Raw genomic sequence first — 22707 nt, forward strand, 5'->3', positions numbered from 1 at the left:
TTGCCGCAAACTGATTCCAGTCGTGGTGAAATGAATTCTTCCCGGTCAGGTTCGTCTTGAAGAAAAGCTACTCCAGATACCCTGTAATTCGGTTGCTGATTTTGTAGTTAAACCCCAGGCCAGCAGTCGCAAACACATTCATACCTCTGTCTTCCCCCTCGGTGGTGGTGACAAGGCCGTGGCGGGTTTCCGTACTCTTTGCTTGGGTAGAGCCAAATGCAGGCATCAGGGTGGCGGTGCCATATATAGGAAAGCGCCTGAAAGCCTTGAAAAGCACCAATTGCCCGGAGACAGGAACTGCTACGACGCGCGTTCGGGTGTAGTCTTCATACAGTAAGGTGTCTGCAGAACCAGGCGACCATTCCCCACTGTCCTTGCTCCATCCATAAGTAAGCCCGACCTGCACCCTGATTCTTTCATTCACTTTGTACCCAAAGTTTAATGAGATAGGGTGGAAGTAGCCCGACCTTATAGCGCCTGAGCTTTTTGGCTCGTCGTAATAAATGTGGTACCCAAGATTTGTTAAGCCAGCGCCTATATATAGCTTCCCTTCACCTGCGCTATCTTCTGCAGGCTGCTGCGCCGCTGCTGCAAAGGAGGAAAGCAACAGGAGGACAGAAAACAGAGATTTTCTCATCAGCATTTGCTTCCTTATTAAAAGGTTTTTAGAGGATGGCGGGGAACTTGTTTCTTCATGCAATAGAATCTGTATAGGTTTAACACGCCATAATAATGTGCTGTTCTACTGGCAATAACAAGGTATTCTGTGCCAGCTTTGTAACATTATAAAATCAGATTTTCCTTGCTTTCTCTCCTCAAAAAAAGCCTTTCAATGCATACTCCGCCCCCTTTCTGAAAGAGCAACAAGCACAATATTGTAACATCATAAAACAAAAAAGCCACAGGCGCTTTGCCCGTGGCTTATATATACTTTACCCTTTATATAGCTTTTGATGGTCGGCTATCCTTCGTAGTAGAACTCGCCGTACCTGCTTCGAATCGTTAGTTCGTTCTTGCTGCTCTTCTTCACGCGGCCGATCACCTGCGCCTCCACGCCGAAGGCTTTCGAAATGGCGATCAGGTCCTGCGCGTACGCTTCGGGCAGGTAAATCTCGAGGCGGTGGCCCATGTTAAAGACCTTGTACATCTCTTTCCAGTCGGTGCGGCTCTGCTCCTGGATCACGCGGAACAGCGGCGGCACCGGGAACAGGTTATCTTTGACGATGTGCACCTTGTCTGTGAAATGCAGCACCTTGGTCTGCGCGCCGCCGCTGCAGTGCACCATGCCGTGGATGTGCGGGCGGTGCTCCTTCAGGATCTCCATCACAATGGGCGCGTAGGTGCGCGTCGGCGAGAGCACCAGTTTGCCCATCTCCAGACCGGTTTCCTTGTTGATGTCAGTGAGGCGGTAGTTGCCGCTGTACACCAGGTCCACGGGAAGCTCCGGGTCGTAGCTTTCCGGGTAAGAGGCCGAGAGGTACTTATGAAACACGTCGTGGCGGGCCGAGGTGAGGCCGTTGCTGCCCATGCCGCCGTTGTACTCGTCTTCGTAGGTGGCCTGGCCGTAGGAGGCAAAACCCACAATTACGTCGCCGGGCTGTATAGTGTGGTTCGAGATCACCTCGTCGCGGCGCATGCGGGCCGTCACGGTGCTGTCCACGATAATGGTGCGCACCAGGTCGCCCACGTCGGCGGTTTCGCCGCCGGTGCTGTAGATACCCACGCCCGTGTCGCGCAGCATCTGCAGCACCTCCTCCGTGCCGTTGATGATAGCCGCGATCACCTCGCCGGGTATCAGGTGCTTGTTACGCCCGATGGTGGAGGAAAGCAGGATATTGTCGGTCGCGCCCACGCAGAGCAGGTCGTCAGTGTTCATCACCACGGCATCCTGGGCAATGCCTTTCCACACGCTCAGGTCGCCGGTCTCCTTCCAGTACATATAGGCCAGCGACGATTTGGTGCCGGCCCCGTCGGCGTGCATGATCGCGCAGTACTCCGGGTCGTTGGTGAGTATATCGGGGATGATTTTGCAGAACGCTTTCGGGAAAAGTCCTTTGTCGATGTTCTTGATGGCGTTGTGCACGTCTTCTTTGGAGGCAGAGACGCCGCGGCGCAGGTATCTATTTTCTTCCATAGCTCAGGATGATTTGCTCTCAAATTTACGAAAGCCTACGGCATTAGCCGCAGCGGAGGTTATAAAATCACCATATATCCTGCTCCGGCTAAATTGTTTTTGCCGCCATTCGTGCAACTACTGGTCACAAAGAAGGCTTCTCCTATATATGCCCCCATGAAGGCAGGTCGTTTCTTTCCGGGGAATTCGGATGATGGTGCTCGCGCCGTCACCCGTCCACATAAAAGGGCCTGCCCTATATATAAGCCAAACGGATATAAACAGAACGAGCCGCCGGGGCATATGCCCCGGCGGCTCGTTCTACTTGTAGCGCTACACTGATTACTCTTGTATACGCACCACTTTGAATTCGGTGCGGCGGTTACGCTGATGTTCTTCTTCCGTTTTGGCGTTGCGCACCACCGGGCGGCTCTCGCCGTAGCCCTTGGCCGTGATGCGGGAGCTGTCGATACCTTTTGAGATGATGTACTCCACGGCAGACTCGGCGCGGCGCTGCGACAGGTCCTGGTTATATATGTCACTCCCGCGGGCGTCGGTATGGGAGCTGAGCTCGATGGAGATGCCCGGGTTGTCGTTGAGCACCTGCACCAGTTTGTCCAGTTCAACAGCCGCATCCGGCCGAATGTTGGCCTTGTCGAAGTCGTAGAAGATGTTCTCCAGCACGATGGCCTTCTCCTTCACGATCTCGTTCAGCACCAGCGTCGCCGTTAGTCGCACCTCATTCGACGCCTCTGTCAACTCCTCCTGCGTCGGCATTTTGCCTACAGTGGTGATTTGCTGGCGCGCCGTAAAGAAGCCGGGCTTCTCAGCCACCAGCGAGTAGGTAGACGCGGAGTCAAGGTTAAACGTAAACTCGCCGTCCGAATCGGTGGTTGTCGTACGGAGTTGCTGGCCGCTGGCGTCCTGGAGCACCACCGTGCTATTCGGCACCGTGGTGCGCTGCCCGGCACCTTCGCGCTGCTGGTACAGCGTGCCGTCCACATAAAAGTCAACCAGTTTCCTGTCCGTTCTCACAAAGCGATACAGGTCGTCGCCGCCTTTGCCGCCTTCGCGGTTAGACGAGAAATAGCCGATGTTGCCTTCCCCTATATAGATACCGAAGTCATCACCGGGCGAGTTGATGGGCGGCCCCATGTTCACAGGCTTCCCGTTCTCGATGCGGAACAGGTCCAGGTTCCCTAACCCGGGCAAGCCGTCCGAGGCTACATATAATGTGCCATCCGGCCCTACCGAAACGAAGCTTTCGTTGCCGGGTGTGTTGATGTCAGGCCCCAGGTTCTCCGGCCTGGAGAAGCGGCCATTGTCGTCGAGGGTGGTTTTATAGATGTCGTTGCCTCCCAGCCCGCCTTTTCGGTTAGAGGAGAAATAAAGCGTTTTGCCGTCTGGCGAGAAAGCCGGGGAGGAGTCCCAGGCCTCACGGTCGCTGATGCTGAGGATCTGGGGGGTGGTCCAGGCGCCGGAGCGGAAGTTGGAGAGGAAGAGGTCCACGTTCTGGCGCCCTTTCTTGGTGCCTTCGTTGCCCCGCGCAAAAATCATGGTGTTCCCTTCGTTGGTGAAGGTAGCCAGGGCATCATGGATGCTCTCCGCATTCACGTTTTCGTACGGCCGCACCGCGCCTCCCATCTCTGCGGCAGAGTCTGTGAGCGTGGTGGTGTACAAGTCGAGGAAGCCCTCGCCGTTGCCCATATACTCTTTCCCGGGGCCGCGGGTGGAGGAGAACACCAGTTCATTGTCAAGCACATAAGGCGCAAACTCCGAAGCGTCCGTGTTCAGCGCCTCCAGGTTCATGATCTCGTAAGGAGAGCTTTTCTTTAAAATGGTGCTGAGCGTGCTCAGGTTCTCGATCTCGCGTGCGGCCTGGGCCTTGAGTTGCGGGCTGGTGCCCACACGCACGTAATCCTGCAGCTGGCGCAGCGCCTCTTCGTACTGCCCGTTGGCTTTCAGGGCGAGGCCGTAGTAGAAAAAGCCGTCTTCTTTGCGGTAATTGGCGTCCAGCGCTGCTTTGTAATACGGCATTGCCTCCGCCAAACGATTTGAGAGGCGGTAGGCCTCGGCAATTTTATAGTTCACCTCCCCCGCGTTACCGGCACTGGCAAGGCCCTGCTTGTAGAACTCAATGGCACGCTCGTACTGTTCCTCGCCGAAGCGCTTGTCGCCCTTGCTGATGTACTGGCCCGCACAGCCACCCAACAGCAGCAGGAGCAGCAGGAATGCGGCGATCGATTTAAGTTGTTGCACGGTTGAATTGAGTGGCAGCGTTGGATGCATGAACACGTTTGGTTAGGTTTCGCCGGATCAGAAGTAACGGGAAAGCCAGCTCTTGCCGGCAGGCTTCGGCCATGCCTCCTGCAGCTCCCCGAAATTATTCACTAAGGTATCAAAGTAAAGGGTATTCTTATCAATCTCGCCGGCCGATACTTTGCTTTTCAGCTCCTGCATCGGCACCATCTCTACCTCGCCCGCCTTGAGAAAGGCCAGCCGGGTGCGGTCGAAGAAAGTGACCTGCAGCAGTTGCTCCAGTTCCCGCACAAAAGCCACCGACTTATCGATGGAGCAACCGCTGGCGGCAGCGGCCGTTTCGTTGTTAGCCAGCACCAGGAACTGGCCGTGCAGCAGCTCGGCCGAGGCCTGCAGGCCCGTGCCGTGGCTGCTCCACTCTTCTGCAAAACGCTGCAGCAACGGTTTTATTTTAGCCTGCTCCTCCTCCGTTAAAGGCCTGTTAGCCTGGTATATCCAAAGCCGCGCATGCGGCGGCAGTTCGTTAAAAGGAATGTACATTTTTATTGCTGATTATTCATTGTTGATTGTTTGTTGCTGATTGTTGAGATGATACACAGTTGAATGGCTGCATGGTTTAATGGTTAAATTATACCAAATCCTATATACTTCCTTCCATAGCTACAGTTAAATTGCCACTCCCCTTTGATTTCATTTAAAACGATAAAGCCATATAGGGAAGAAGGTTTGGGCGACTTGGTATTATATATGAAACGAGCTTTCAATCATTAAACCATTCAGCAATCGACAATCAACAATTATTTTCCAAGCCCCTCGGCCTGTGCGATGAGTTCGGCGATGTCGAAAACTTGTACGTTTTCTTCCTGGTCCTTGTTCTTCACGCCGTCGTTCATCATCACCATGCAAAACGGGCAGGCCGTGGCGATCACAGTGTTTCCGGCAGTGCCGAGGGTAGCCAGCGCCTCTTCTGTCCGCTCGATGTTGACGTCTTTCCTACCCGGCTCCGGCTCCTTGAACATCTGGGCACCGCCGGCGCCGCAGCAAAGGCCGTTGGCGCGGCTGCGCTTCATCTCCACCAGGTCGGCGTCCAGGGCGGCGAGCACCTCGCGGGGCGCCTCATATATGTTGTTGGCGCGGCCCAGGTAGCAGGAGTCGTGATACGTAATGCGGCGCCCTTTGAAAGACTCGCCTCCCTTTACGTGCACCTTGCCCTCATCAATCAGCTGCTGCAGAAACGTGGAGTGGTGGATAACCTCATAGTTACCCCCCAGGTCCGGGTATTCGTTTTTGATGGTGTTGAAGCAGTGCGGGCATGCGGTCACGATTTTTTTCACGTTGTAGGCGTTCATCACCTCAATGTTGGTGATCGCCTGCATCTGGAACAGGAACTCGTTGCCTGCGCGCTTGGCCGGGTCGCCGGTGCAGCTTTCCTCCGTGCCCAGCACGGCATACTTCACGCCCACGTGCTCCAGTATCTGCACAAAGGCACGCGTCACGCGCTTGTAGCGGTCGTCGAAAGCGCCGGCGCAGCCCACCCAAAACAGGATTTCCGGCTCCTCGCCGCTGGCAGCCATCTCGGCCATGGTCGGCACTTTCACTAATCTCTTATTTTCTTCCATCTGATATATAAATTGTTGATTGTCGATTGATGATTGTTATTTCCTCACCCGTATAGCGCCTGCTATAATTTAACTTTATGAGCCAACAGGTGGCATCACAACTGAAGCGAGTAACACAATCAACAATTACATGTCAACATTAAGACAATTAACAAATTAACAATCAACAATTAGTTTTTCGAAGGCACATATAACTCCTCCGCCCAGTTAAAGCGGTCGGAGGGCGAGAAGGCCCAGGGGGCGCCGTTGTTCTCGATGTTGGTGAACATGGCGTTCAGCGAGGCTGGCGCCGCAGATTCCTCCAGCACCAGGTAGCGGCGCAGGTCCATGATGGTGGAAAGCTGGTCGATGTTCACCGGACAACTTTCCACGCAAGCGTTGCAGGTGGTGCAGGCCCACAGCTCCTCCGGCGTGATATAGCCGCGCAGCAGGGTATTCTCCTCCGTCACATGCACGCGCTCCTCTCCCATCGCCTTATAATGGTTCGGGGCGAATACAGCCGGGTGCTCGCCTTTCTCCTCCATCCTGTCGCGGGTGTCCATCACGATCTTGCGCGGCGACAGCAGCTTGCCCGTGATGTTGGCCGGGCAAACCGAGGTGCAGCGCCCGCACTCGGTGCAGGTGTAGGCGTCCATCAGCTGCTTCCAGGTCAGGTCTTCCACATCTTTGGCACCGAAGCGCTGCATAACGGCATTACCCTCCGCATCCACCTCAGGGGCAGGCGGCTGATAGCCTGGGTCCAGCATGGCCTTTATCTCATGCGTTATCGCCGGGTTCGTCGTGAACTTGCCCTTTGGCAGCAGCTTGGAGTAGTACACATTCGGGAAAGCCATGATGATGTGGAAGTGCTTTGAGCTTGGCAGGTAGTTCATGAAGGCAAGGATGCCCAGGATGTGAAACCACCAGCCGATGCGGCCCGCCATATGTAGCGTATCGGGGTTGCTGCCCAGCGCATCCACGAACAGGGAGCTGATCGGGTATGCACCCGCAATATGCGCCCCCCGCAGCTGCGCCAGTTTCAGGTCCGAGATGTTGAACACAAAAAGCGCCAGCATCAGCACGATCTCCACGATCAGGATGATGTTAGCATCCAGCTTCGGCCAGGCGCGCATCTCCACGCCACTTGCCAGCCGTGGCACTTTGGTGACGTTACGCCGCCACAGGAAAATGACGCAGGCAATAATCACCAGGGCGGCCAACACCTCGTTCACCGCCATCAGGCCGCTGTACAGGATGCCTGCGAAGCCCAGGATGCGGTGCGTGCCGAAAATGCCGTCGATCAGGATCTCGATCACTTCGATGTTGATAACCAGGAAGCCGACGTACACAAACAGGTGCAGCACGGCGGGCAGCATGCGCTTGAACATTTTCTGCTGCCCGAACGCCACCAGCAGCACCTTGTTGATGCGCTCCGACGGGTCATCTGAAAGCACTGTATCCCGCCCCATCAGCACATTTTGGCGGATCTTTCGGATCTGCCATACAAACAAGCCGATGCCGGCGGCAGCCACAATCAAAAAGACGATATTCTCTATTCCTATCACGGCAAACTATTCGTTATACATACTAATTTAGAACTAAAGATAGCAGAATATCGAGAATAAAGTACGTTGGGGGCACTTTTTAAAATATTTTCGGTGATAATATTTGCTACTTTAGAATTGGTTACTACTTTTGCATACCCTTTCGGAACAAGGGCAAACAACAGAGCTGGTGATGTAGCTCAGTTGGTAGAGCAAAGGACTGAAAATCCTTGTGTCGTTGGTTCGATTCCAATCATCACCACAGAAACCCTTGTCAGAAACGGCAAGGGTTTTTTGTTTATCTGCCCTCATTGTTTAACAGTAGCCTGTATATTTTGTTTCCCCGGAAGATTTCCGCTCTTACTTGTAGAAATAAAGGAGACAAGGCAGCAGGCTCAAATCTATATAAGCGTGTAAATGCAGGGAAGAGTCGCTACCGAACCCATCCTCAGAAGTAGCCACATCGAAAGCGGCATGACCTCATTATATATAGGATGTACCAGCCCTACTGGATTTCAACAGAAGCGGCAGGGATATAGGGACAGCCTTAAGCTGGCTTGCCTGAAGGCTGGCAAGACTTAAAGGGGCGGCAGGCAGGTTAGTTCTGGCACCTTGCCCGCAACTCCAGCAGTGCCGACGAGTAGCCCAACTGGTATGCCTTCGAAAAATACGCACAGGCCGCATCCGACTGCTGCTGCGCCGCCACCACACGGCCGAGCAGGTAATACACCCTTCCGTTCTCCTTGTCCAGCGCCAGCGCGGCCTGGTAGTCCTGCTCCGACTGCACATAATCGCCTATCTTAAAGTAGCCAAAGCCGCGGTAGGTTAGCGCCGACACCCGCTCCGGCCCCTTGCCGCTGTTGGCCAGGAAAACAGACAGGTCTTCGATCCCCTGCTCGTAGTCTTTCAGGTAAAAGAGCCGCACCTCGCCCCGCACCAGGTGCGCCCGCCATAGCTTCCTGTCCAGTTGCAGTGCCCGTGTCAGGTCCTGCTCGGCCTGCCGGTACTGCCCCAGTTGGCGGTAGCTGCGCCCCCGCATGTAATAATCCTGCGCCGACGGCTGCTCCCGCAGCGCAATCGCCGTGTTCAGGTCGCGCAGTGCCGCGGCGTAGTTCTCAAATACATTCAGTTCTATCCTTGCCCTGGCCTCGTAGGCAGCCACGTTCTTGGGCATAAAGCGGATGGCGTCTGACAGCAGGCGGTGGGCACTGCTGTATTTGCCGTCTTCTATATAGGCTATAGCCGTCTTATATTTGTCTTCGCCTGTGATCCGGTCCATGGCCAGTTTCAGCAGCAGGCTAAAAAACAGCAGGCCTGCCACAAAGCCGAAGGTGATGTACCAGTCCTTGCGCGCGAAACGGTTATCATCGCGTTTTATATTGCGGTAGTGGCGCTCCGACACCCCTGCCGGCTGGCGTGTATGGGCATAGCGGGTCCCGTCGTACGGCGGCTGGCTTGGGTGCTGTACCACAGCCCGTTGCTGCTGCCTTTGCAGCTGCAGGCGCATGTCGTACCGGGCACGCTTGGCCGGGTTGGAGAGGGTTTGGTAGGCGGCGTTCACCAGCTTAAACAGGTCCTCGGCCCGCGCGTTCCCCGGGTTCCTGTCCGGGTGATACTTGAGCGCGAGCTGCTTGTAAGCTCCCTTCACCTCCTTTGCAGAAGCTGTCGGGCTTACCCCCAGAATGCTATAGAAATTGTAATTCAAACAGATGCAGAGCTGAGAAAGTCAATGTTAAATTTAACTAAATCCGGACAATATACCTCAAATTCCGTACTACACTTCTAACTTCTTATACTTTACGTAAATTTTTGTTTATACCCTCGTATACAGGTAAAACGCTACAAAAGCTTAAACAAACTATGGCAATACAAGACAACGGAACACGCGAACGGAACCCCAACCTGATGGAGAACCTGATGGGGTACATTGACACACGAATTGACATCATACGGCTTGAAATACAGGAGAAGCTCAAAGCTGCTTTTGTTGGCGCCATACACGGCGCCTTACTTGGTTTTGCCGCCTTCATGAGTGTTATCTTTGTGAGCATCTTTCTGGGTTTATTACTAAACCACCTGCTGGACAGCTCCTTCTGGGGCTTCGGCATTATAGCGCTTTTCTATGTGATTATACTGGTAATATTGGTAGTGGGCTTAGACAAGAAAGTGTTCCAGGGCATAGCAGACAAAACTTTTGATAACACAATTTACAAATCTGATAAACGAGAAAAAAGCATATGAGCGAGTTATCCAATCCTATTTTTGACAATGAGCGGGAGTTTTTGGAGCGGCAGAAGGAAGAGTACAAAAGCGCCCTCATGGGCGATGTGGATCAAATAAAGACCCAGGGGCAGGAGATCGGTAAAAAAGCGGCGATGGCGGGCGGGGTCCTGCTGGCCGGCTACCTGCTGAAGCGCATGTTCAGCGGCGGTAAAAAAAAAGCTAAAGCCGTAAAGGCTGAGAAGGCACGGAAGAAGAAGAAAAACGAGCACAAAAAGCCTGTCGCCACCCTGCCGGTTTCCACGCCCGTGATAGATTACGACTCTATTATGCATGAGCAGGAAGACGGCTACACCATCTCCTCGGAGCGGATGCACCACGCTGCTGACAGCGACGCTACGCACCGGCAACAGGAAAGCACCGCTGCGACTTCGAAGGAAGCTGCCAACAAAACTCTGGACTCGCCGGTGGCCAAGGTGCTGACGCAGCAGGCCGTAGCCTTCCTGCTGGTGTATGCGGGCAAAAAGCTGGAAGAATACTTACACGGTGTCTCTGAAAATGACGATATTGCAGCTAAGCCTGTAGTAGAGGTTACTGAGATAGAGACAACTGAGTATATCGTTCCAAAAGAGGATGCCATTTAACGACCTTCCCCAACCATACCCTACCACAGGCAGGAAGCACTTCGCGGTGCTGCTCGACCCCGACAACCTGACGGAGGCTTCCTGCCTGAACCTGATTGCCCTGACTGCGTCTCACCCCGTAGACTTCTTTTTTGTTGGCGGCAGCCTGATCATGACTGATAACCAGGCCGGTATTATCCGGCTCCTGAAAGAAAACTCCACCGTACCCGTTATCCTCTTTCCGAGCAACAGCCAGCACATCGACAGGCAGGCAGACGGCATCCTGCTCCTGTCGCTTATCTCCGGCCGCAATCCCGACTTCCTGATTGGCCAGCATGTGCTGGCGGCACCTGTCCTCAAGGCCAGCGGGCTGCAGGTGTATCCCACCGGCTATATGCTCGTAGACACTGGCTGCCAGACAACGGCCTCCTATATGAGCGGCACCACGCCCATCCCGTATGACAAGCCAGCGATTGCCGCCTGCACGGCCATGGCCGGAGAACTGCTGGGGCTGCGCTATATATACCTGGATGGCGGGAGCGGCGCTTATAAACCCGTTACCCCGGAAATGATTGCTGCCGTGCGTGCGGCAGTGGGTGTCCCGCTGATAGTAGGCGGCGGCATTAACACGGCAGACAAGGCAAAAGCCGCCCTGGAGGCTGGCGCCGATGTGCTGGTGATCGGCAACCACATAGAAAAAAACCCCGGCTTTCTGGCCGAGGTTTCTGATCTTGTCTCTTCTTACAATGTTGCCTTAGATGTTCATCGCTGATTCGCGACGGCGCATCTTGCCGGCTGGTATCCCAAACATCATCTTAAAGCGACGGCAGAAATAGGCGGTGTCTTTGTAACCCACCTCTTTGCCAATCTCCCGGATGCTTTTCTTGGTGGTGCGCAGCAGGAACACGGCGCGCTCCATCCGCTGGTACTCAATATAATCCTGCGGGTTGATGCCGGTGAGCATCTTGAAATACTGCCCCACATAATCCTCTGACACGTTCGCCACGTTAGACAACACCTTGTTCGACAGGTCGCCGCCGATGTTCTCCTTGATGTAGTTGAACAGGTCGATGAGACGCGGGTCTTTGAAGTACGTGCTGTTGGTTGCCAGTTGCTCCACGAACATTCTGTTGCGCAGGATATGGCGGACGATCTCCACCACAATCTGCTCGGTGTACAGGTTGATCAGGCGCTCTTTTCCTGGCAGCTCCTGCATGTTCTCCTCCACCACCTTGATCACCAGGTTGGCCAGCTTGCTGTTGTTAGAGATCAGGAACGCCGGCAGGTCAAGCGAGGCGAAGAAGTTAACGGAGTCAAACACCTTGGCTTCGAAGCTCACGTAGCTGTGGCTTTCTTCGGCATCGCCTATCAGGTCAAGGTCGTTGTTGCTCTTGAAGAACTTCTCACGGTTCGTAATCAGGTCGTCGTTTGTGATAGATTTCCCACCTCCCGATGGTCCGTAGGTAACTTTTGTGCTTCGGCCACCCGGAATGAACAGAAGTTCCCCTTCTTCTACCATTTGCTCCTCGGTGCCGAAAAAGATGCTGCCTTTGTGAAGCAGGATCAGGTTATTACCTACATCATAGTAGTTGCGCACTGTAAACGGCTGCTGTAACACCAGATTCTTAGCCTTAATGAACCGCACCCCCAGCGACTCAATAATCTTATTGTAATCTTCCATGTATGTTTACCAACTAATTTTTTATACTGTAAATCCTAAAATTTGATCTAAAGCTAAGGTTTATCTTTATAAAATTCAAAAAAAATAAATAATTAATTTTAATTAAGAAAAACATATCTAAGCCATAAATCTCTGACCAGCAATCTATTAATGCATAAATTACTTCAAGAGCTCTCTTGATATTACTATTTTCTGTATCTCGGAAGTGCCCTCGTATATTTGTGTGATTTTAGCATCGCGCATCATTCGCTCCACATGGTACTCTTTCACGAAGCCATATCCGCCGTGCACCTGCACTGCTTCTATGGTGGTATCCATCGCTACCTTGGAGGCAAAAAGTTTCGCCATGGCGGCTGATTTTGTATAATCCTGGTGCGTGTCTTTGTCGTATGCGGCCTGCAGGCACAGCAGGCGGGCAGCCTCAATATTGGTGGCCATATCCGCCAGCTTAAACTGAATGGCCTGGTGCTGCGATATCAGCACGCCAAACGTCATGCGCTCCTTTGAGTACTTTACCGCCAGTTCGTAAGCGCCGGAAGCGATTCCCAAAGCCTGCGCAGCGATGCCGATACGGCCTCCGGCCAGTGTGGCCATGGCCAGCTTAAACCCGAAACCGTCTTCCCCGATGCGGTTCTTCTTCGGCACCTTCACATCCGTGAACATCAGCGAATGGGTATCAGAGCCGCGAATGCCCAGTTTGTTCTCTTTCGGGCCTACCACAAACCCCTCCATGTCGCGCTCCACAATCAGGGCATTGATGCCGCGGTGGCGTTTCTCGGGGTGCGTTTGGGCAAATACCAGGTACACGGAGGCTGTGCTGCCGTTCGTGATCCAGTTTTTTGTGCCGTTGAGCAGGTAATGGTCCCCTTTGTCTTCAGCGGTAGTGCGCTGTGAGGTGGCATCAGAACCGGCCTCGGGCTCTGACAGGCAGAAGGCGCCGATCACTTCGCCGGTGGCAAGCCTTGTCAGGTACTTCTGTTTCTGCTCTTCCGAGCCAAAATTCTCAATACCCCAGCATACAAGCGAGTTATTGACCGACATCACCACAGAAGCGGAGGCATCCACTTTAGAGATCTCCTCCATGGCCAGCACATACGACACCGCGTCCATACCGCCACCGCCGTATTTCGGGTCTACCATCATGCCCAGGAAACCCAGCTCTCCCATCTTCTTCACCTGCTCGGCAGGAAACTTCTGTTGCTCATCGCGCTCAATCACGCCTGGCAACAGCTCTGTCTGCGCAAATTCCCGGGCGGCCGCCTGCACGGCCAGTTGTTCTTCTGTGAATTGGAAATTCATGTTAGGGTTTATATATACAAAAGTTATATTAAAACTATCTGGTACAAAACTAAGAAATCAACTGCATTAACAGAACACAATATTCTATTTATTGTTATGTTCTGTCATTTATTTATCACGTAAGCGGCCTGATCGGGCTCTGTAACATCAAAAAAGAGCGCTACCTATACCAATGGTACAAGCAGCGCTCTTGATTCAGGCAAATTTATATTGCGTTAGTCGCGGCGTCCCATCAGCAGCGACACGTAGTAAAGCAGTGTCGCCAAAGATCCCAGCGCTGCCACCACGTAGGTAAGGGCGGCCCACTTCAGGGCATCCTTTGCCATACCGTGCTCCTGCGCCGTCACGATCCCCCTGCTGTCAATCCAGGCCAGCGCGCGCTTGCTGGCGTCGAACTCCACCGGCAGCGTGATAAAGCTGAAAATAGTGGTAAGCCCGAACAGCGCCACGCCAATGGTCAGGGGTACGGGTGTGGTCTGCAGCATCAGGATGCCGATCAGGATAATCCACTGCATGTACCGCGATGCGATGCTGAGCGCCGGCACCATCGCCGAGCGGAACTTCAGAAAACTATAGGCCTTGGCGTGCTGCACAGCGTGCCCGCACTCGTGTGCCGCCACCGCCGCCGCCGCCGCACTCCGCGCCTCGAACACATACTCACTTAAGTTTACGGTTTTGTCAGCGGGGTTGTAGTGGTCCGTCAGGCGCCCTGCCACAGACATAACGCGCACATCGGTGATGCCATTGTCCGCGAGCATCATTTCTGCAATTTCACGGCCGCTCAGCCCGGAGCTTAGCGGCGTCTGGGAGTATTCCTTAAACTTGCTTTTCAGCCTCCAGCTCACCCACATACTGACGAGCATGAAAACAATACCTATAAAATATATACCTAACATAGTTGTTTTAGCCTTTTATTTACCTAAAAATTGCTTCTCTATTTTCTTTACGATATTGGTTGTGGAGTAGCCCTTTACCAGCGGCACCGTTTTCACTTCGCCGCCCCTGGCCAGCACTACCTCGTGGCCTACAATACTTTCTACGGTGTAGTCATCTCCTTTTACTAATATGTCTGGCTGCACCGCCTCAATCAGCTCCAGAGGCGTATTTTGGTCGAACAGCACTACGGCATCTATAAACAAAAGGGATGCCATAATTCTGGCGCGTGACATTTCGTCCTGCAACGGCCGGTCCGGTCCTTTTATACGGCTGATGGAGGCGTCGGTGTTTAAGCCCAGCACAAGCCTATCGCCCAGTTGCCTGGCTTTCTCGAGGTAGTCTACATGCCCGAGGTGCAGCAGGTCGAAGCAGCCGTTGGTGAAGACGATTTTCTGGCCCTGGCTGCGCCAGGCGCTTACCTGTTCCTGCAGGCGCGGAAGGGAAAAGATTTTATCTGTTGAGTTCATGGGGTTCTGCGTTCGTTTGGGTGAGCTGCACGCCCGCGCCATTGCGCCGCAGCATACTCCCCATAAAACTAAGCACTCCCATCAGAACAACCAAAAGTGTTTGAGACGTGTGTGCCAGCAAAGCGTACGCCATGCCGGCTTCTTTGGGCACGCCATATAGCAGCAGCGTGGCCTGCACCAGCAGGTGATACACGCCTATGCCGCCCTGCACCGGCACCGCCATGCCCAGGCTGCCTACCACCAGCACCGACAGGGCCGCGCCCCACGACAAGCCAGAGGTGGCCGGCAGCGCGAAGAACACCACCAGGCTCATGGAATAGTACATCACCCACACAAAAACGGTGTGCCCCCAGAATACAGCCGGGTTCTCCAATTTTGTGATGCTGAAGACGCCCTGCAGCATGCCTTTCACAAAATCGACTGCTTTCCGGAAGTACGTGTTTTTGCGCAGGCGGCTCAGGTAGCGCAACGCCACAAACAGCACCACCACCACAGAGCCCAGCAGCACCCAGCCCAGCCAGTACAGCGAGCCGATGCTATGCTCCAGGTTGGTGTATTTATCAGAGAAAAGGCCGAAGAAAAAATCCCGTATATGGCCGAACTCCAGCAGGAAGGTAAGGCCGATCGCGAACAGGAGCATCACGCCATCAATGATGCGCTCCGCTATCACGGTGCCGAAGCCTGTGTTCACAGGCACCTCGTCTGTGCGCCGGAGCATGCTGCACCGCACCAACTCGCCGGCGCGGGGCAGCACGAGGTTGGCCATATAGCCGGTCATCATGGCGTTGTAGGTGTTCCGCAGCGAGGGGTGGTAACCGGTGGGCCTGATCTGCATCTGCCAGCGGACGGCGCGGCTTACGTAGGCCAGCACCCCCATCACCAGCGACAACAGCACCCAAAGGTAGTTTGCCCGCAGGAATTCTGCCCACATCTTCTCAAAATCCAGCTCCTTCAGCGCGTACCACATCAGAAACGCGGAAACGCCCAGCAGCAAGACAGGCTTCAGGAAAGAGAGCAGCTTTTTCATGAGGGGTTTTACACCAGGCGGTTGTGCTGGTCAGGGAACACAAGCGTGGGGGTATGGCTTTTGGCGTCTTCGAACTTAATGCTGCAGTAGGAGATAATGATCACGATATCGCCCACCTGTACCCGCCGGGCCGCCGGGCCGTTGAGGCACACGGTGCCGGTGCCGCGCTCGCCCCTGATGACGTATGTCTCGAAACGCTCGCCGTTATTGACGTTCACAATCTGTACTTTCTCATTCTCCACAATGTTGGCGGCGTCCATCAGGTCTTCGTCAAGGGTGATGCTGCCGACATAGTGCAACTCGGCCTGCGTTACCTTGCAACGGTGGATTTTGGATTTTAAAACCTCGATATACATGGTTTATTTCTGTAAGAATGCGCAAAGGTAGCGAATTGAAGGCAGATTAACTACCAAGCTAAAGGGCCAGGCAGTGCCTCAGCCATGGAACAACCTAGTGCCCGTTTAAATTCACCAGGAGGTTGTCGATCAGGCGCACGGGGCCCACTACCGCTGCCAGGCACAGCGCTACCTCCTGCATGCCATCCAGACCTGCCACAGGCTGCAGAGTGGCAGGGTCAACGATCTCGAAGTATTCCAGCTCTACCCCGTCCACCTGCCCCAGGTAAGCCGCCACACCCGCTTTGATGGTCGGCACCGGATTCTGCCGCAGTTGCGCCTCCGCTTTCTTCAAGGCCATATATAACTGAGGCGCCACCTGCCGCTGCGCTGCGCTCAGGCGCGTGTTCCGCGACGACATCGCCAGGCCGTCCTCCTCGCGCACCGTCGGGAAGCATACCAGCTGCACGTCAAAACTCAGGCTGTGCACCAACTGCCGCACAATAGCCACCTGCTGCAGGTCCTTCTGCCCGAAGTAGGCGCGGTGCGGCTGCACCAGGTGGAAGAGCTTGCTCACGATGGTGGCCACCCCGTTAAAATGCCCCGGCCGGTGCGCCCCTTCCATCACCGCCTCCAGCGCCCCGAAACTAAACTGCAGCAGCGTGTGTTGTCTCGGATATACCTCCTCTGCGCCCGGTGCGAACAGCATGTCGCAGCCTACTGTCTCCAGCAGCGCGATGTCCTGGTCCAGGGTGCGCGGGTATAGCTCGTAATCATCCGGGTTGTTGAACTGGGTGGGGTTTACGAAAACGCTGCAGACCGTGACATCGTTTTCCGCTGCGGAGGCTTTCAGCAGTTGCAGGTGGCCCTGGTGCAGGGCGCCCATGGTAGGCACAAGGCCGATGGTTTTGCCGCTACAGCGCAACGCCTGCACCCGCTCCCGGATGGTATGAACCTGCTTTATAACTTCCATGTAGGTGGTGTTAACGTTTGGGATAGGTATAAGCCGGCAAATGTAAGTTATAACGTTTTAAATTGAAAATTAGAATAAAAATTACTAATTTTGCACGTCCCATTACTGTTGCTTTTTTAATTTTAACCACATATCCATGTCTAAATTGCGAATCTTATACGCCGCCACAGAGATCAATCCCTTCTTACAGACCACTAAAGTAGCCGAGTTTCTGCAGACGCTGCCACAGGGGATGCAAGAGCGAGGGATGGAGATCCGCATCTTTGTGCCACGGTTCGGCCTGATCAACGAACGCAAGAACCGGCTACATGAAGTGGTTCGCCTTTCCGGCATCAACATCGCTGTGGGCGACGATGAGAAACCGCTGGTAATTAAGGTAGCTTCTATCCCAAATGCAAAGCTACAGGTTTATTTTATCGACAACGAAGACTACTTCCACAGAAAATCTGTTTTTGTCGATAAAAACAACAAATTCCATGCGGACAACGACGAGCGCGCGATCTTCTTCTGCAAGGGCGTGCTGGAGACGGTAAAGAAACTGGGCTGGGCACCCGATATTGTACATTGCAACGATTGGATGACGGGCCTCATACCGATGTACCTGAAGACAACTTACAAAAAAGATCCTATTTTCAAGGATGCCAAATCCATGTTCACGGTATATAACCACAACTACACGCAGAAGTTTGACGAAGGCCTGCTGGAAAAGGTGAAGATGCTGGATATTGACGACAGCATGCTGACCGAGCTGCAGTCAGCTGACTGCGACGGGTTCGTGAAATGCGGCATGAAGTACGCTGACTCTGTGATCAAGACAAACGAAGACTTCGGCGACAGCATGAACGCCACCTTCAATGAGTATATGAAGACCAAGAACATCAGCACGGTGAGCGCTGATGAAACCCTGCTGGACTCCTACTACGAACTGTACAACCAGTTGGGCCAGTAGAATCAGGCTTTACGTTAGAAATCATATATAATTAGCATTATAGATTTTTGAATAATAGGTACCTTTGTGGTACCTATTATTTTTTATCCTGGATATTTAATTCTGATCATTATGTGTGGAATTGTAGCATACGTTGGGCACAGAGAAGCCTGCCCGGTTATTCTAAAAGGCCTGAAACGACTGGAGTACAGAGGCTATGACAGCGCCGGAGTCGCGCTGATGAATGGCACGCTCAACATCTATAAGAAAAAAGGGAAAGTGGCAGAGTTGGAGGCTGCGCTGCAGGACGTGAACACGCACGGGCATATCGGCATGGGCCACACCCGCTGGGCCACCCACGGAGAGCCAAACGACGTGAACGCGCACCCGCACTACTCTACCTCCGGCAACATCGCCATCATCCACAACGGCATCATCGAGAACTACGCTTCGCTGAAGAAGCTCCTGCTCGAGAAAGGCCATACGTTTAAGTCCGACACGGACTCTGAGGTGTTCATCAACCTGATCGAGGACATCCGCACCAACAGCAACTGCACCTTGCCGGAGGCGGTGCGGCTGGCCCTGCACGAGGTGGTGGGCGCTTATGCCATTGTGGTGCTGGCCAAGGACAGCCCGAACCAGTTAGTAGCCGCGCGTAAAGGCAGCCCGCTGGTAGTGGGCATCGGAGAAGGCGAGTTTTTCCTGGCCTCCGACGCCACGCCGATCATTGAGTACACGAATGATGTGGTATACCTGAACGATTACGAACTGGCTGTGATCAACAACGGCGAGTTAGATATCCGCACGAAGGAGGACGTGAAGCAGACACCTTACGTGCAGCGCCTCGAGATGGCCCTGGAGTCGATTGAGAAAGGCGGGTACGAGCACTTCATGCTGAAGGAGATTTTCGAGCAGCCGCGCTCCATCCTCGACAGCATGCGCGGCCGCATGATCGCGGAAAGCGACCACCTGATGATGGGCGGCATCCGCGAGTACGAGAACAAGTTCGCCAAAGCCAAGCGCATCATCATTGTGGCCTGCGGCACTTCGTGGCACGCCGGGCTGGTGGCCGAGTACCTGATCGAGGATTTTGCCCGCATCCCGGTGGAAGTGGAGTACGCCTCCGAATTCCGCTACCGTAACCCGATCATCACAGAAAAAGACATCGTGATCGCTATATCACAGTCCGGGGAGACGGCGGACACGCTGGCTGCGCTGGAACTGGCGAAGTCAAAGGGCGCCACGATCTTCGGTATATGCAACGTGGTGGGGTCGTCTATTGCCCGGGCCACGGATGCGGGAGCCTATACGCACGCAGGCCCTGAGATTGGGGTGGCCAGCACGAAGGCCTTTACGGCGCAGGTAACCGTGCTCACGCTGATCGCCATGATCATCGGCAGCAAGCGCGGCATGCTGGAGACTACCAAGCTGCACCAGCTGATGGTGGAACTGGAGAACATCCCGGCGAAGGTAGAGATTGCCCTGCAGCTGAACGATCAGATTGTGGAAATCGCTGAGAAATTCAAAGATGCGACAAACTTCCTGTACCTGGGCCGCGGCTACAACTTCCCGGTTGCCCTGGAAGGCGCGCTCAAGCTAAAGGAGATTTCTTATATCCACGCAGAGGGCTACCCGGCTGCAGAGATGAAGCACGGGCCGATCGCGTTGATCGATGAGCACATGCCGGTGGTGGTGATCGCCACGAAGGACAGCTCGTACGAGAAAATCGTGTCGAATGTGCAGGAAGTGAAAGCCCGTAAAGGAAAGGTGATTGCCGTTGTAACAGAAGGCGACACCACGATTCCGTCGATGGCGGATTATGTGATCGAGATTCCGGAGACAAGCGAACCGCTAATGCCCTTGCTGTCTGTGATTCCGCTGCAGCTGCTGTCGTACCACATTGCGGTGATGCGCGGCTGCAACGTCGACCAGCCCCGCAACCTGGCCAAGTCTGTAACTGTGGAATAGACGGGGGTTTTATATATAACAGAAAAGGGCCGCTCTTCAGCGGCCCTTTTCTGTTATATATAAAATGTGATGAAAGTCTGGCTGCTGTATGTTTGAATGGCTTATACCAGATGATATATACACCCTTCCATCGCTACAGTTAAAATACCTCTCCCCTCTAACTCAAAAGAATGAAGCCATATATGTAAGAGGGGTTTAGGCGACTTGGTATTACTTGTTCAATGGTTATATAGGGCTCATGATTGTCTCAGCGATCAACAGCCTGACATGGTAGCTGCGGCAGTGCCGGTGCCCTTCCATTGAGGGCCCTCAGAACTTCTCTCCTTTCAGGTACTTTGTCTTCAGAAGCGGGCATATCTTGTACCGCTCGTCCTTGGTGTCCTCATACACTGCCTGCAGCACCTCGTACACATGCTCCACGCCCATCTCGTTTGCCCACTCAAAAGGCCCTTTGGGGTAGTTGGTACCCAGTTTCATGCCTAGATCGATGTCTTCGATGCTGGCGGTCTGCTCCTGCAGGGTGTAGCAGGCCTCGTTGATGATCATGCAGATCAGGCGCGGGGTCACCATGCCCGCCCTGTCTTCCACCAGCAGGTATTCTGTGCCTAAGGCTGCGCAAACCTCCTTTAGCTTCGCCTCGTGCTCCGGGTTAAGCAGGCTTGCCTCCAGCACCGGCCGGTTGAGCAGAGTTGGCAGACCGTTAAACCCAATCAGCGTGCACGGGGCCTCCAGTTCCACCTCCCGCACCAGCGCCGCCAGTTGCACCGTGGCGGCGCTGCAGAACACCACCTGCCCTGGCGCGTACTGCGCCAGGCGCTCCGGCTGCCGGTGCAGCAAAAAGTCAAACACCACATCCGAATGCTTGCACTGCTCATCCAGCAGGCTAAGGTTGCTCAGGAACGAAAAGGAGACATCCTCCCTGCCCTCCGGGAACTTCTGCTTAAACTCCGCGGCCATTTCCGGGCCCGACAAAACAACTATGTGCATATAAATTCAGTACTTTTGATAGTAAAGATACAATATTAAACGAATTCATATATGGCACACACCATTATCACCTCCCCGCAGGCGCCTGCCCCTATCGGCCCCTACAGCCAGGCAACCTTGGCAAACGGCACGCTGTACGTTTCCGGCCAGATCGCGCTGGACCAGGCGAGCGGCAACCTGATCAGCGACAGCATTGAGAGCGAGACGCACCAGGTGATGAAGAACCTGCAGGCTATCCTGGCGGAGGCGGGCATGGGGTTTGAGCACGTCCTCAAGTGCTCCATCTTCGTGAAAGACCTCAACAACTTCGGCCGCATCAACGAAACGTACGGCAGCTATTTCAGCAGCAACCCGCCCGCCCGCGAAACCGTTGAGGTAAGCCGCCTGCCAAAAGACGTGAACGTGGAGATCTCCTGCATCGCAGCAAAGTAAAGCAACCGCATTTTCACAAGTCACAAGGGCAAAGGCAGCCGGTATTCCTGCTGCCTTTGCCCTTGTGCACATGTTGGCGTTTTCACCAACATCGCCTGCTGCAGCTGCTTTTTGGCTCAGATGTTCTCTCCCTGCGAGGTGGCACCTTCGTCTTTCTTCTCGGTTGCCTCCTCCAGTTCCCCGTAAACCTCCTGTGCATGTATGCCCGGCTCCGCGTTAACGGCTGAGTTGCCCACCTCCACCTGTCTCCGGATCACGCGCACGGCATAGTCTGACGGGTAAATGTTGTAGCCATACTTGCGGGAGTACACAAACGTGAACACGGCGCCGAAGAAGATAATCTGGGAGGTGAAGAACACCCATGTCAGGATCACCACCACCGAGCCCGCCGCGCCATATACCGAGCCCACGTCGTTGGTGCCCAGGTAAAACCCGATGAGGCCCCGGAAAAGCACGAAGAGCAGCGAAGTAACCAGCGCCCCGACCCACACATCACGCCATTTTATCTTGGCATCCGGCAGGAATTTATATATACAGGCAAACAGGAATGACATCAGCACCAGCACCGACACCAGGTTGGCGAGGTGCAGCAGGTAAACCACCCACCCTGCAAAACGCACCGTCAGGAAGTCGCCGATGGCCACCAGTATGGCATTGGCCAGGAGCGAGAGCAGCAGCACAATGGCAATGACCAGGATCATCCCGAAAGAAAGGAACCGGTCCAGCACCAGCTTCACGTAACCGCGCTTGGGCTTGGGCTTCACGTACCATATCTCGTTCAGGGAATCCTGCAGCGAGATAAACACCCCCGTTGCCGCAATAAAAAACGCAACCACGCCCACCAGCGCAGCCAGGCTCAGGTCCGAGAACTGGTTTACGTTCTCCACCATCTTCTGCACCGAGTAGGCCCCCTCCGTCCCGATCAGCTCCTTGATGCGGTAGTAGATCTCCCCGGACACCGCCTGCCTCCCGAAGAAGTACCCGCCGGCGCTCACGATGATGATGATCATGGGTGGCAGGGCGAAAACAGTATAATAGGCCAGCGCGGCCCCTTTCTGCCAGGAGTTGTTGTCCATAAACTCCAGCATCGTCTCCTTTAACAGGCCCCACACAATATTCAATCGGCTTTTCACCATCCGGTAGCTTTAGGGTTCTTTATTAAGCAGATACGCAATTACCTGATTATGTTTATGATGTATTAGCCGGTTGTAGCCCGTCCGGTTTAAACGCATACGCCTTTGCAGCCCCAGAACTTATCGAAACGAACTTTATTTTGTACCTTTGTGCCGAAATTGAACGATCTGAATCAGAAAGATA

The 22707-nt window shown here is 54.1% G+C and carries 22 protein-coding genes and 1 tRNA gene; 7 read left to right on the forward strand and 16 right to left on the reverse strand.

The features are described 5' to 3' along the window. Window positions 1-67: 67 nt before the first annotated feature. The 6 genes from ABD920_RS00925 to ABD920_RS00950 all read right to left on the reverse strand — a co-directional run bounded on the left by ABD920_RS00925 (window position 68) and on the right by ABD920_RS00950 (window position 7535). Complete coding sequence (locus ABD920_RS00925; protein WP_345156250.1) at window positions 68-637, reverse strand: outer membrane beta-barrel protein; 570 nt, start codon at window positions 635-637, stop codon at window positions 68-70. 324 nt (window positions 638-961) lie between these two features. Beyond that, entirely contained in the window at window positions 962-2134 is a 1173-nt protein-coding gene (locus ABD920_RS00930) for an AIR synthase related protein (protein ID WP_345156251.1), read from the reverse strand. A 321-nt stretch (window positions 2135-2455) separates the two neighbouring features. Beyond that, on the reverse strand, window positions 2456-4372 hold the full coding sequence (locus ABD920_RS00935) for a CHU_0125 family OmpA-like outer membrane integrity protein (RefSeq protein ID WP_345156252.1): 1917 nt from the start codon (window positions 4370-4372) through the stop codon (window positions 2456-2458). Between the two features lie 57 nt (window positions 4373-4429). Further along, window positions 4430-4912 (reverse strand): hypothetical protein, encoded by a 483-nt coding sequence (locus ABD920_RS00940; RefSeq protein ID WP_345156253.1) that lies wholly within the window; start codon window positions 4910-4912, stop codon window positions 4430-4432. A gap of 257 nt (window positions 4913-5169) precedes the next feature. Beyond that, on the reverse strand, window positions 5170-5955 hold the full coding sequence (locus tag ABD920_RS00945; protein WP_345156393.1) for a (Fe-S)-binding protein: 786 nt from the start codon (window positions 5953-5955) through the stop codon (window positions 5170-5172). 206 nt (window positions 5956-6161) lie between these two features. Beyond that, on the reverse strand, window positions 6162-7535 hold the full coding sequence (locus ABD920_RS00950; RefSeq protein WP_345156254.1) for a 4Fe-4S dicluster domain-containing protein: 1374 nt from the start codon (window positions 7533-7535) through the stop codon (window positions 6162-6164). A 168-nt stretch (window positions 7536-7703) separates the two neighbouring features. Here ABD920_RS00950 and ABD920_RS00955 point away from each other — a divergent pair. Further along, a tRNA-Phe gene (locus tag ABD920_RS00955) sits at window positions 7704-7776 on the forward strand. 336 nt (window positions 7777-8112) lie between these two features. Here the strand turns inward: ABD920_RS00955 and ABD920_RS00960 are convergent. After that, the gene (locus tag ABD920_RS00960) at window positions 8113-9219 is read right to left on the reverse strand and encodes a tetratricopeptide repeat protein (protein WP_345156255.1); all 1107 of its coding nucleotides are present in this window, start codon (window positions 9217-9219) and stop codon (window positions 8113-8115) included. Window positions 9220-9374: 155 nt separating this feature from the next. On the opposite strand from ABD920_RS00960, the gene ABD920_RS00965 reads away from it, so the two are divergent. From ABD920_RS00965 to ABD920_RS00975, 3 genes are read left to right on the forward strand one after another with little or no spacing between them, the layout of a single operon-like run. Then, window positions 9375-9755, forward strand: a complete 381-nt coding sequence (locus ABD920_RS00965; RefSeq protein ID WP_345156256.1) for a phage holin family protein — start codon at window positions 9375-9377, stop codon at window positions 9753-9755. Beyond that, a complete protein-coding gene (locus ABD920_RS00970) occupies window positions 9752-10378 on the forward strand; it encodes a hypothetical protein (RefSeq protein ID WP_345156257.1) in 627 nt (208 codons plus the stop codon). The genes ABD920_RS00965 and ABD920_RS00970 overlap by 4 nt, the downstream gene beginning before the upstream one ends. Further along, window positions 10368-11129: a phosphoglycerol geranylgeranyltransferase gene (locus ABD920_RS00975; protein ID WP_345156258.1), complete on the forward strand. Its 762-nt coding sequence runs from the start codon at window positions 10368-10370 to the stop codon at window positions 11127-11129. Before ABD920_RS00970 ends, ABD920_RS00975 begins: the two co-directional genes overlap by 11 nt. Here the strand turns inward: ABD920_RS00975 and ABD920_RS00980 are convergent. From ABD920_RS00980 to panC, 7 genes are all read right to left on the reverse strand, one after another. Further along, on the reverse strand, window positions 11112-12038 hold the full coding sequence (locus ABD920_RS00980; RefSeq protein WP_345156259.1) for an AraC family transcriptional regulator: 927 nt from the start codon (window positions 12036-12038) through the stop codon (window positions 11112-11114). The two genes, ABD920_RS00975 and ABD920_RS00980, sit on opposite strands and share 18 nt — an antisense overlap. Window positions 12039-12197: 159 nt before the next feature. Next, on the reverse strand, window positions 12198-13337 hold the full coding sequence (locus ABD920_RS00985; RefSeq protein ID WP_345156260.1) for an acyl-CoA dehydrogenase: 1140 nt from the start codon (window positions 13335-13337) through the stop codon (window positions 12198-12200). A 215-nt stretch (window positions 13338-13552) separates the two neighbouring features. Further along, complete coding sequence (locus ABD920_RS00990) at window positions 13553-14233, reverse strand: zinc metallopeptidase (RefSeq protein ID WP_345156261.1); 681 nt, start codon at window positions 14231-14233, stop codon at window positions 13553-13555. Between the two features lie 15 nt (window positions 14234-14248). After that, entirely contained in the window at window positions 14249-14740 is a 492-nt protein-coding gene (gene rfaE2, locus ABD920_RS00995; protein ID WP_345156262.1) for a D-glycero-beta-D-manno-heptose 1-phosphate adenylyltransferase, read from the reverse strand. Next, window positions 14724-15767 (reverse strand): lysylphosphatidylglycerol synthase transmembrane domain-containing protein, encoded by a 1044-nt coding sequence (locus ABD920_RS01000; protein ID WP_345156263.1) that lies wholly within the window; start codon window positions 15765-15767, stop codon window positions 14724-14726. The genes rfaE2 and ABD920_RS01000 overlap by 17 nt, the downstream gene beginning before the upstream one ends. 8 nt (window positions 15768-15775) lie before the next feature. Continuing rightward, entirely contained in the window at window positions 15776-16123 is a 348-nt protein-coding gene (gene panD / locus ABD920_RS01005) for an aspartate 1-decarboxylase (RefSeq protein WP_345156264.1), read from the reverse strand. A gap of 94 nt (window positions 16124-16217) precedes the next feature. Next, window positions 16218-17075 (reverse strand): pantoate--beta-alanine ligase, encoded by an 858-nt coding sequence (gene panC, locus ABD920_RS01010; RefSeq protein ID WP_345156265.1) that lies wholly within the window; start codon window positions 17073-17075, stop codon window positions 16218-16220. 136 nt (window positions 17076-17211) lie between these two features. Here panC and ABD920_RS01015 point away from each other — a divergent pair, with 136 nt between their 5' ends. After that, on the forward strand, window positions 17212-18024 hold the full coding sequence (locus tag ABD920_RS01015; RefSeq protein WP_345156266.1) for a glycogen/starch synthase: 813 nt from the start codon (window positions 17212-17214) through the stop codon (window positions 18022-18024). Between the two features lie 111 nt (window positions 18025-18135). After that, window positions 18136-19971: a glutamine--fructose-6-phosphate transaminase (isomerizing) gene (gene glmS / locus ABD920_RS01020; RefSeq protein WP_345156267.1), complete on the forward strand. Its 1836-nt coding sequence runs from the start codon at window positions 18136-18138 to the stop codon at window positions 19969-19971. A gap of 309 nt (window positions 19972-20280) precedes the next feature. Here glmS and ABD920_RS01025 read toward each other — a convergent pair whose 3' ends face one another. Continuing rightward, the gene (locus ABD920_RS01025; RefSeq protein WP_345156268.1) at window positions 20281-20958 is read right to left on the reverse strand and encodes a 3-hydroxyacyl-CoA dehydrogenase family protein; all 678 of its coding nucleotides are present in this window, start codon (window positions 20956-20958) and stop codon (window positions 20281-20283) included. A 51-nt stretch (window positions 20959-21009) separates the two neighbouring features. Here ABD920_RS01025 and ABD920_RS01030 point away from each other — a divergent pair, with 51 nt between their 5' ends. Further along, a complete protein-coding gene (locus ABD920_RS01030; RefSeq protein ID WP_345156269.1) occupies window positions 21010-21390 on the forward strand; it encodes a RidA family protein in 381 nt (126 codons plus the stop codon). 116 nt (window positions 21391-21506) lie between these two features. Here the strand turns inward: ABD920_RS01030 and ABD920_RS01035 are convergent, their stop codons facing one another. Beyond that, complete coding sequence (locus ABD920_RS01035; RefSeq protein ID WP_345156271.1) at window positions 21507-22526, reverse strand: YihY/virulence factor BrkB family protein; 1020 nt, start codon at window positions 22524-22526, stop codon at window positions 21507-21509. Window positions 22527-22707: the final 181 nt, after the last annotated feature.

It is taken from the genome of Pontibacter saemangeumensis (assembly GCF_039541895.1).
In the GTDB taxonomy this organism is placed as follows: Bacteria; Bacteroidota; Bacteroidia; order Cytophagales; family Hymenobacteraceae; genus Pontibacter; species Pontibacter saemangeumensis.

Excerpts from the sequence above, each read along its gene's own strand:
- panD (WP_345156264.1), bottom strand. The coding sequence starts at position 16,123 with ATGTATATCGAGGTTTTAAAATCCAAAATCCACCGTTGCAAGGTAACG.
- panC (WP_345156265.1), bottom strand. The coding sequence starts at position 17,075 with ATGGAAGTTATAAAGCAGGTTCATACCATCCGGGAGCGGGTGCAGGCG.
- ABD920_RS00970 (WP_345156257.1), top strand. The coding sequence starts at position 9,752 with ATGAGCGAGTTATCCAATCCTATTTTTGACAATGAGCGGGAGTTTTTG.
- ABD920_RS00985 (WP_345156260.1), bottom strand. The coding sequence starts at position 13,337 with ATGAATTTCCAATTCACAGAAGAACAACTGGCCGTGCAGGCGGCCGCC.
- ABD920_RS00980 (WP_345156259.1), bottom strand. The coding sequence starts at position 12,038 with ATGGAAGATTACAATAAGATTATTGAGTCGCTGGGGGTGCGGTTCATT.
- ABD920_RS00940 (WP_345156253.1), bottom strand. The coding sequence starts at position 4,912 with ATGTACATTCCTTTTAACGAACTGCCGCCGCATGCGCGGCTTTGGATA.
- glmS (WP_345156267.1), top strand. The coding sequence starts at position 18,136 with ATGTGTGGAATTGTAGCATACGTTGGGCACAGAGAAGCCTGCCCGGTT.
- ABD920_RS00930 (WP_345156251.1), bottom strand. The coding sequence starts at position 2,134 with ATGGAAGAAAATAGATACCTGCGCCGCGGCGTCTCTGCCTCCAAAGAA.
- ABD920_RS01000 (WP_345156263.1), bottom strand. The coding sequence starts at position 15,767 with ATGAAAAAGCTGCTCTCTTTCCTGAAGCCTGTCTTGCTGCTGGGCGTT.
- ABD920_RS00990 (WP_345156261.1), bottom strand. The coding sequence starts at position 14,233 with ATGTTAGGTATATATTTTATAGGTATTGTTTTCATGCTCGTCAGTATG.
- ABD920_RS01030 (WP_345156269.1), top strand. The coding sequence starts at position 21,010 with ATGGCACACACCATTATCACCTCCCCGCAGGCGCCTGCCCCTATCGGC.
- ABD920_RS00975 (WP_345156258.1), top strand. The coding sequence starts at position 10,368 with ATGCCATTTAACGACCTTCCCCAACCATACCCTACCACAGGCAGGAAG.
- ABD920_RS01015 (WP_345156266.1), top strand. The coding sequence starts at position 17,212 with ATGTCTAAATTGCGAATCTTATACGCCGCCACAGAGATCAATCCCTTC.
- ABD920_RS00925 (WP_345156250.1), bottom strand. The coding sequence starts at position 637 with ATGAGAAAATCTCTGTTTTCTGTCCTCCTGTTGCTTTCCTCCTTTGCA.
- ABD920_RS01035 (WP_345156271.1), bottom strand. The coding sequence starts at position 22,526 with ATGGTGAAAAGCCGATTGAATATTGTGTGGGGCCTGTTAAAGGAGACG.
- ABD920_RS00965 (WP_345156256.1), top strand. The coding sequence starts at position 9,375 with ATGGCAATACAAGACAACGGAACACGCGAACGGAACCCCAACCTGATG.
- ABD920_RS01025 (WP_345156268.1), bottom strand. The coding sequence starts at position 20,958 with ATGCACATAGTTGTTTTGTCGGGCCCGGAAATGGCCGCGGAGTTTAAG.
- ABD920_RS00945 (WP_345156393.1), bottom strand. The coding sequence starts at position 5,955 with ATGGCCGAGATGGCTGCCAGCGGCGAGGAGCCGGAAATCCTGTTTTGG.
- rfaE2 (WP_345156262.1), bottom strand. The coding sequence starts at position 14,740 with ATGAACTCAACAGATAAAATCTTTTCCCTTCCGCGCCTGCAGGAACAG.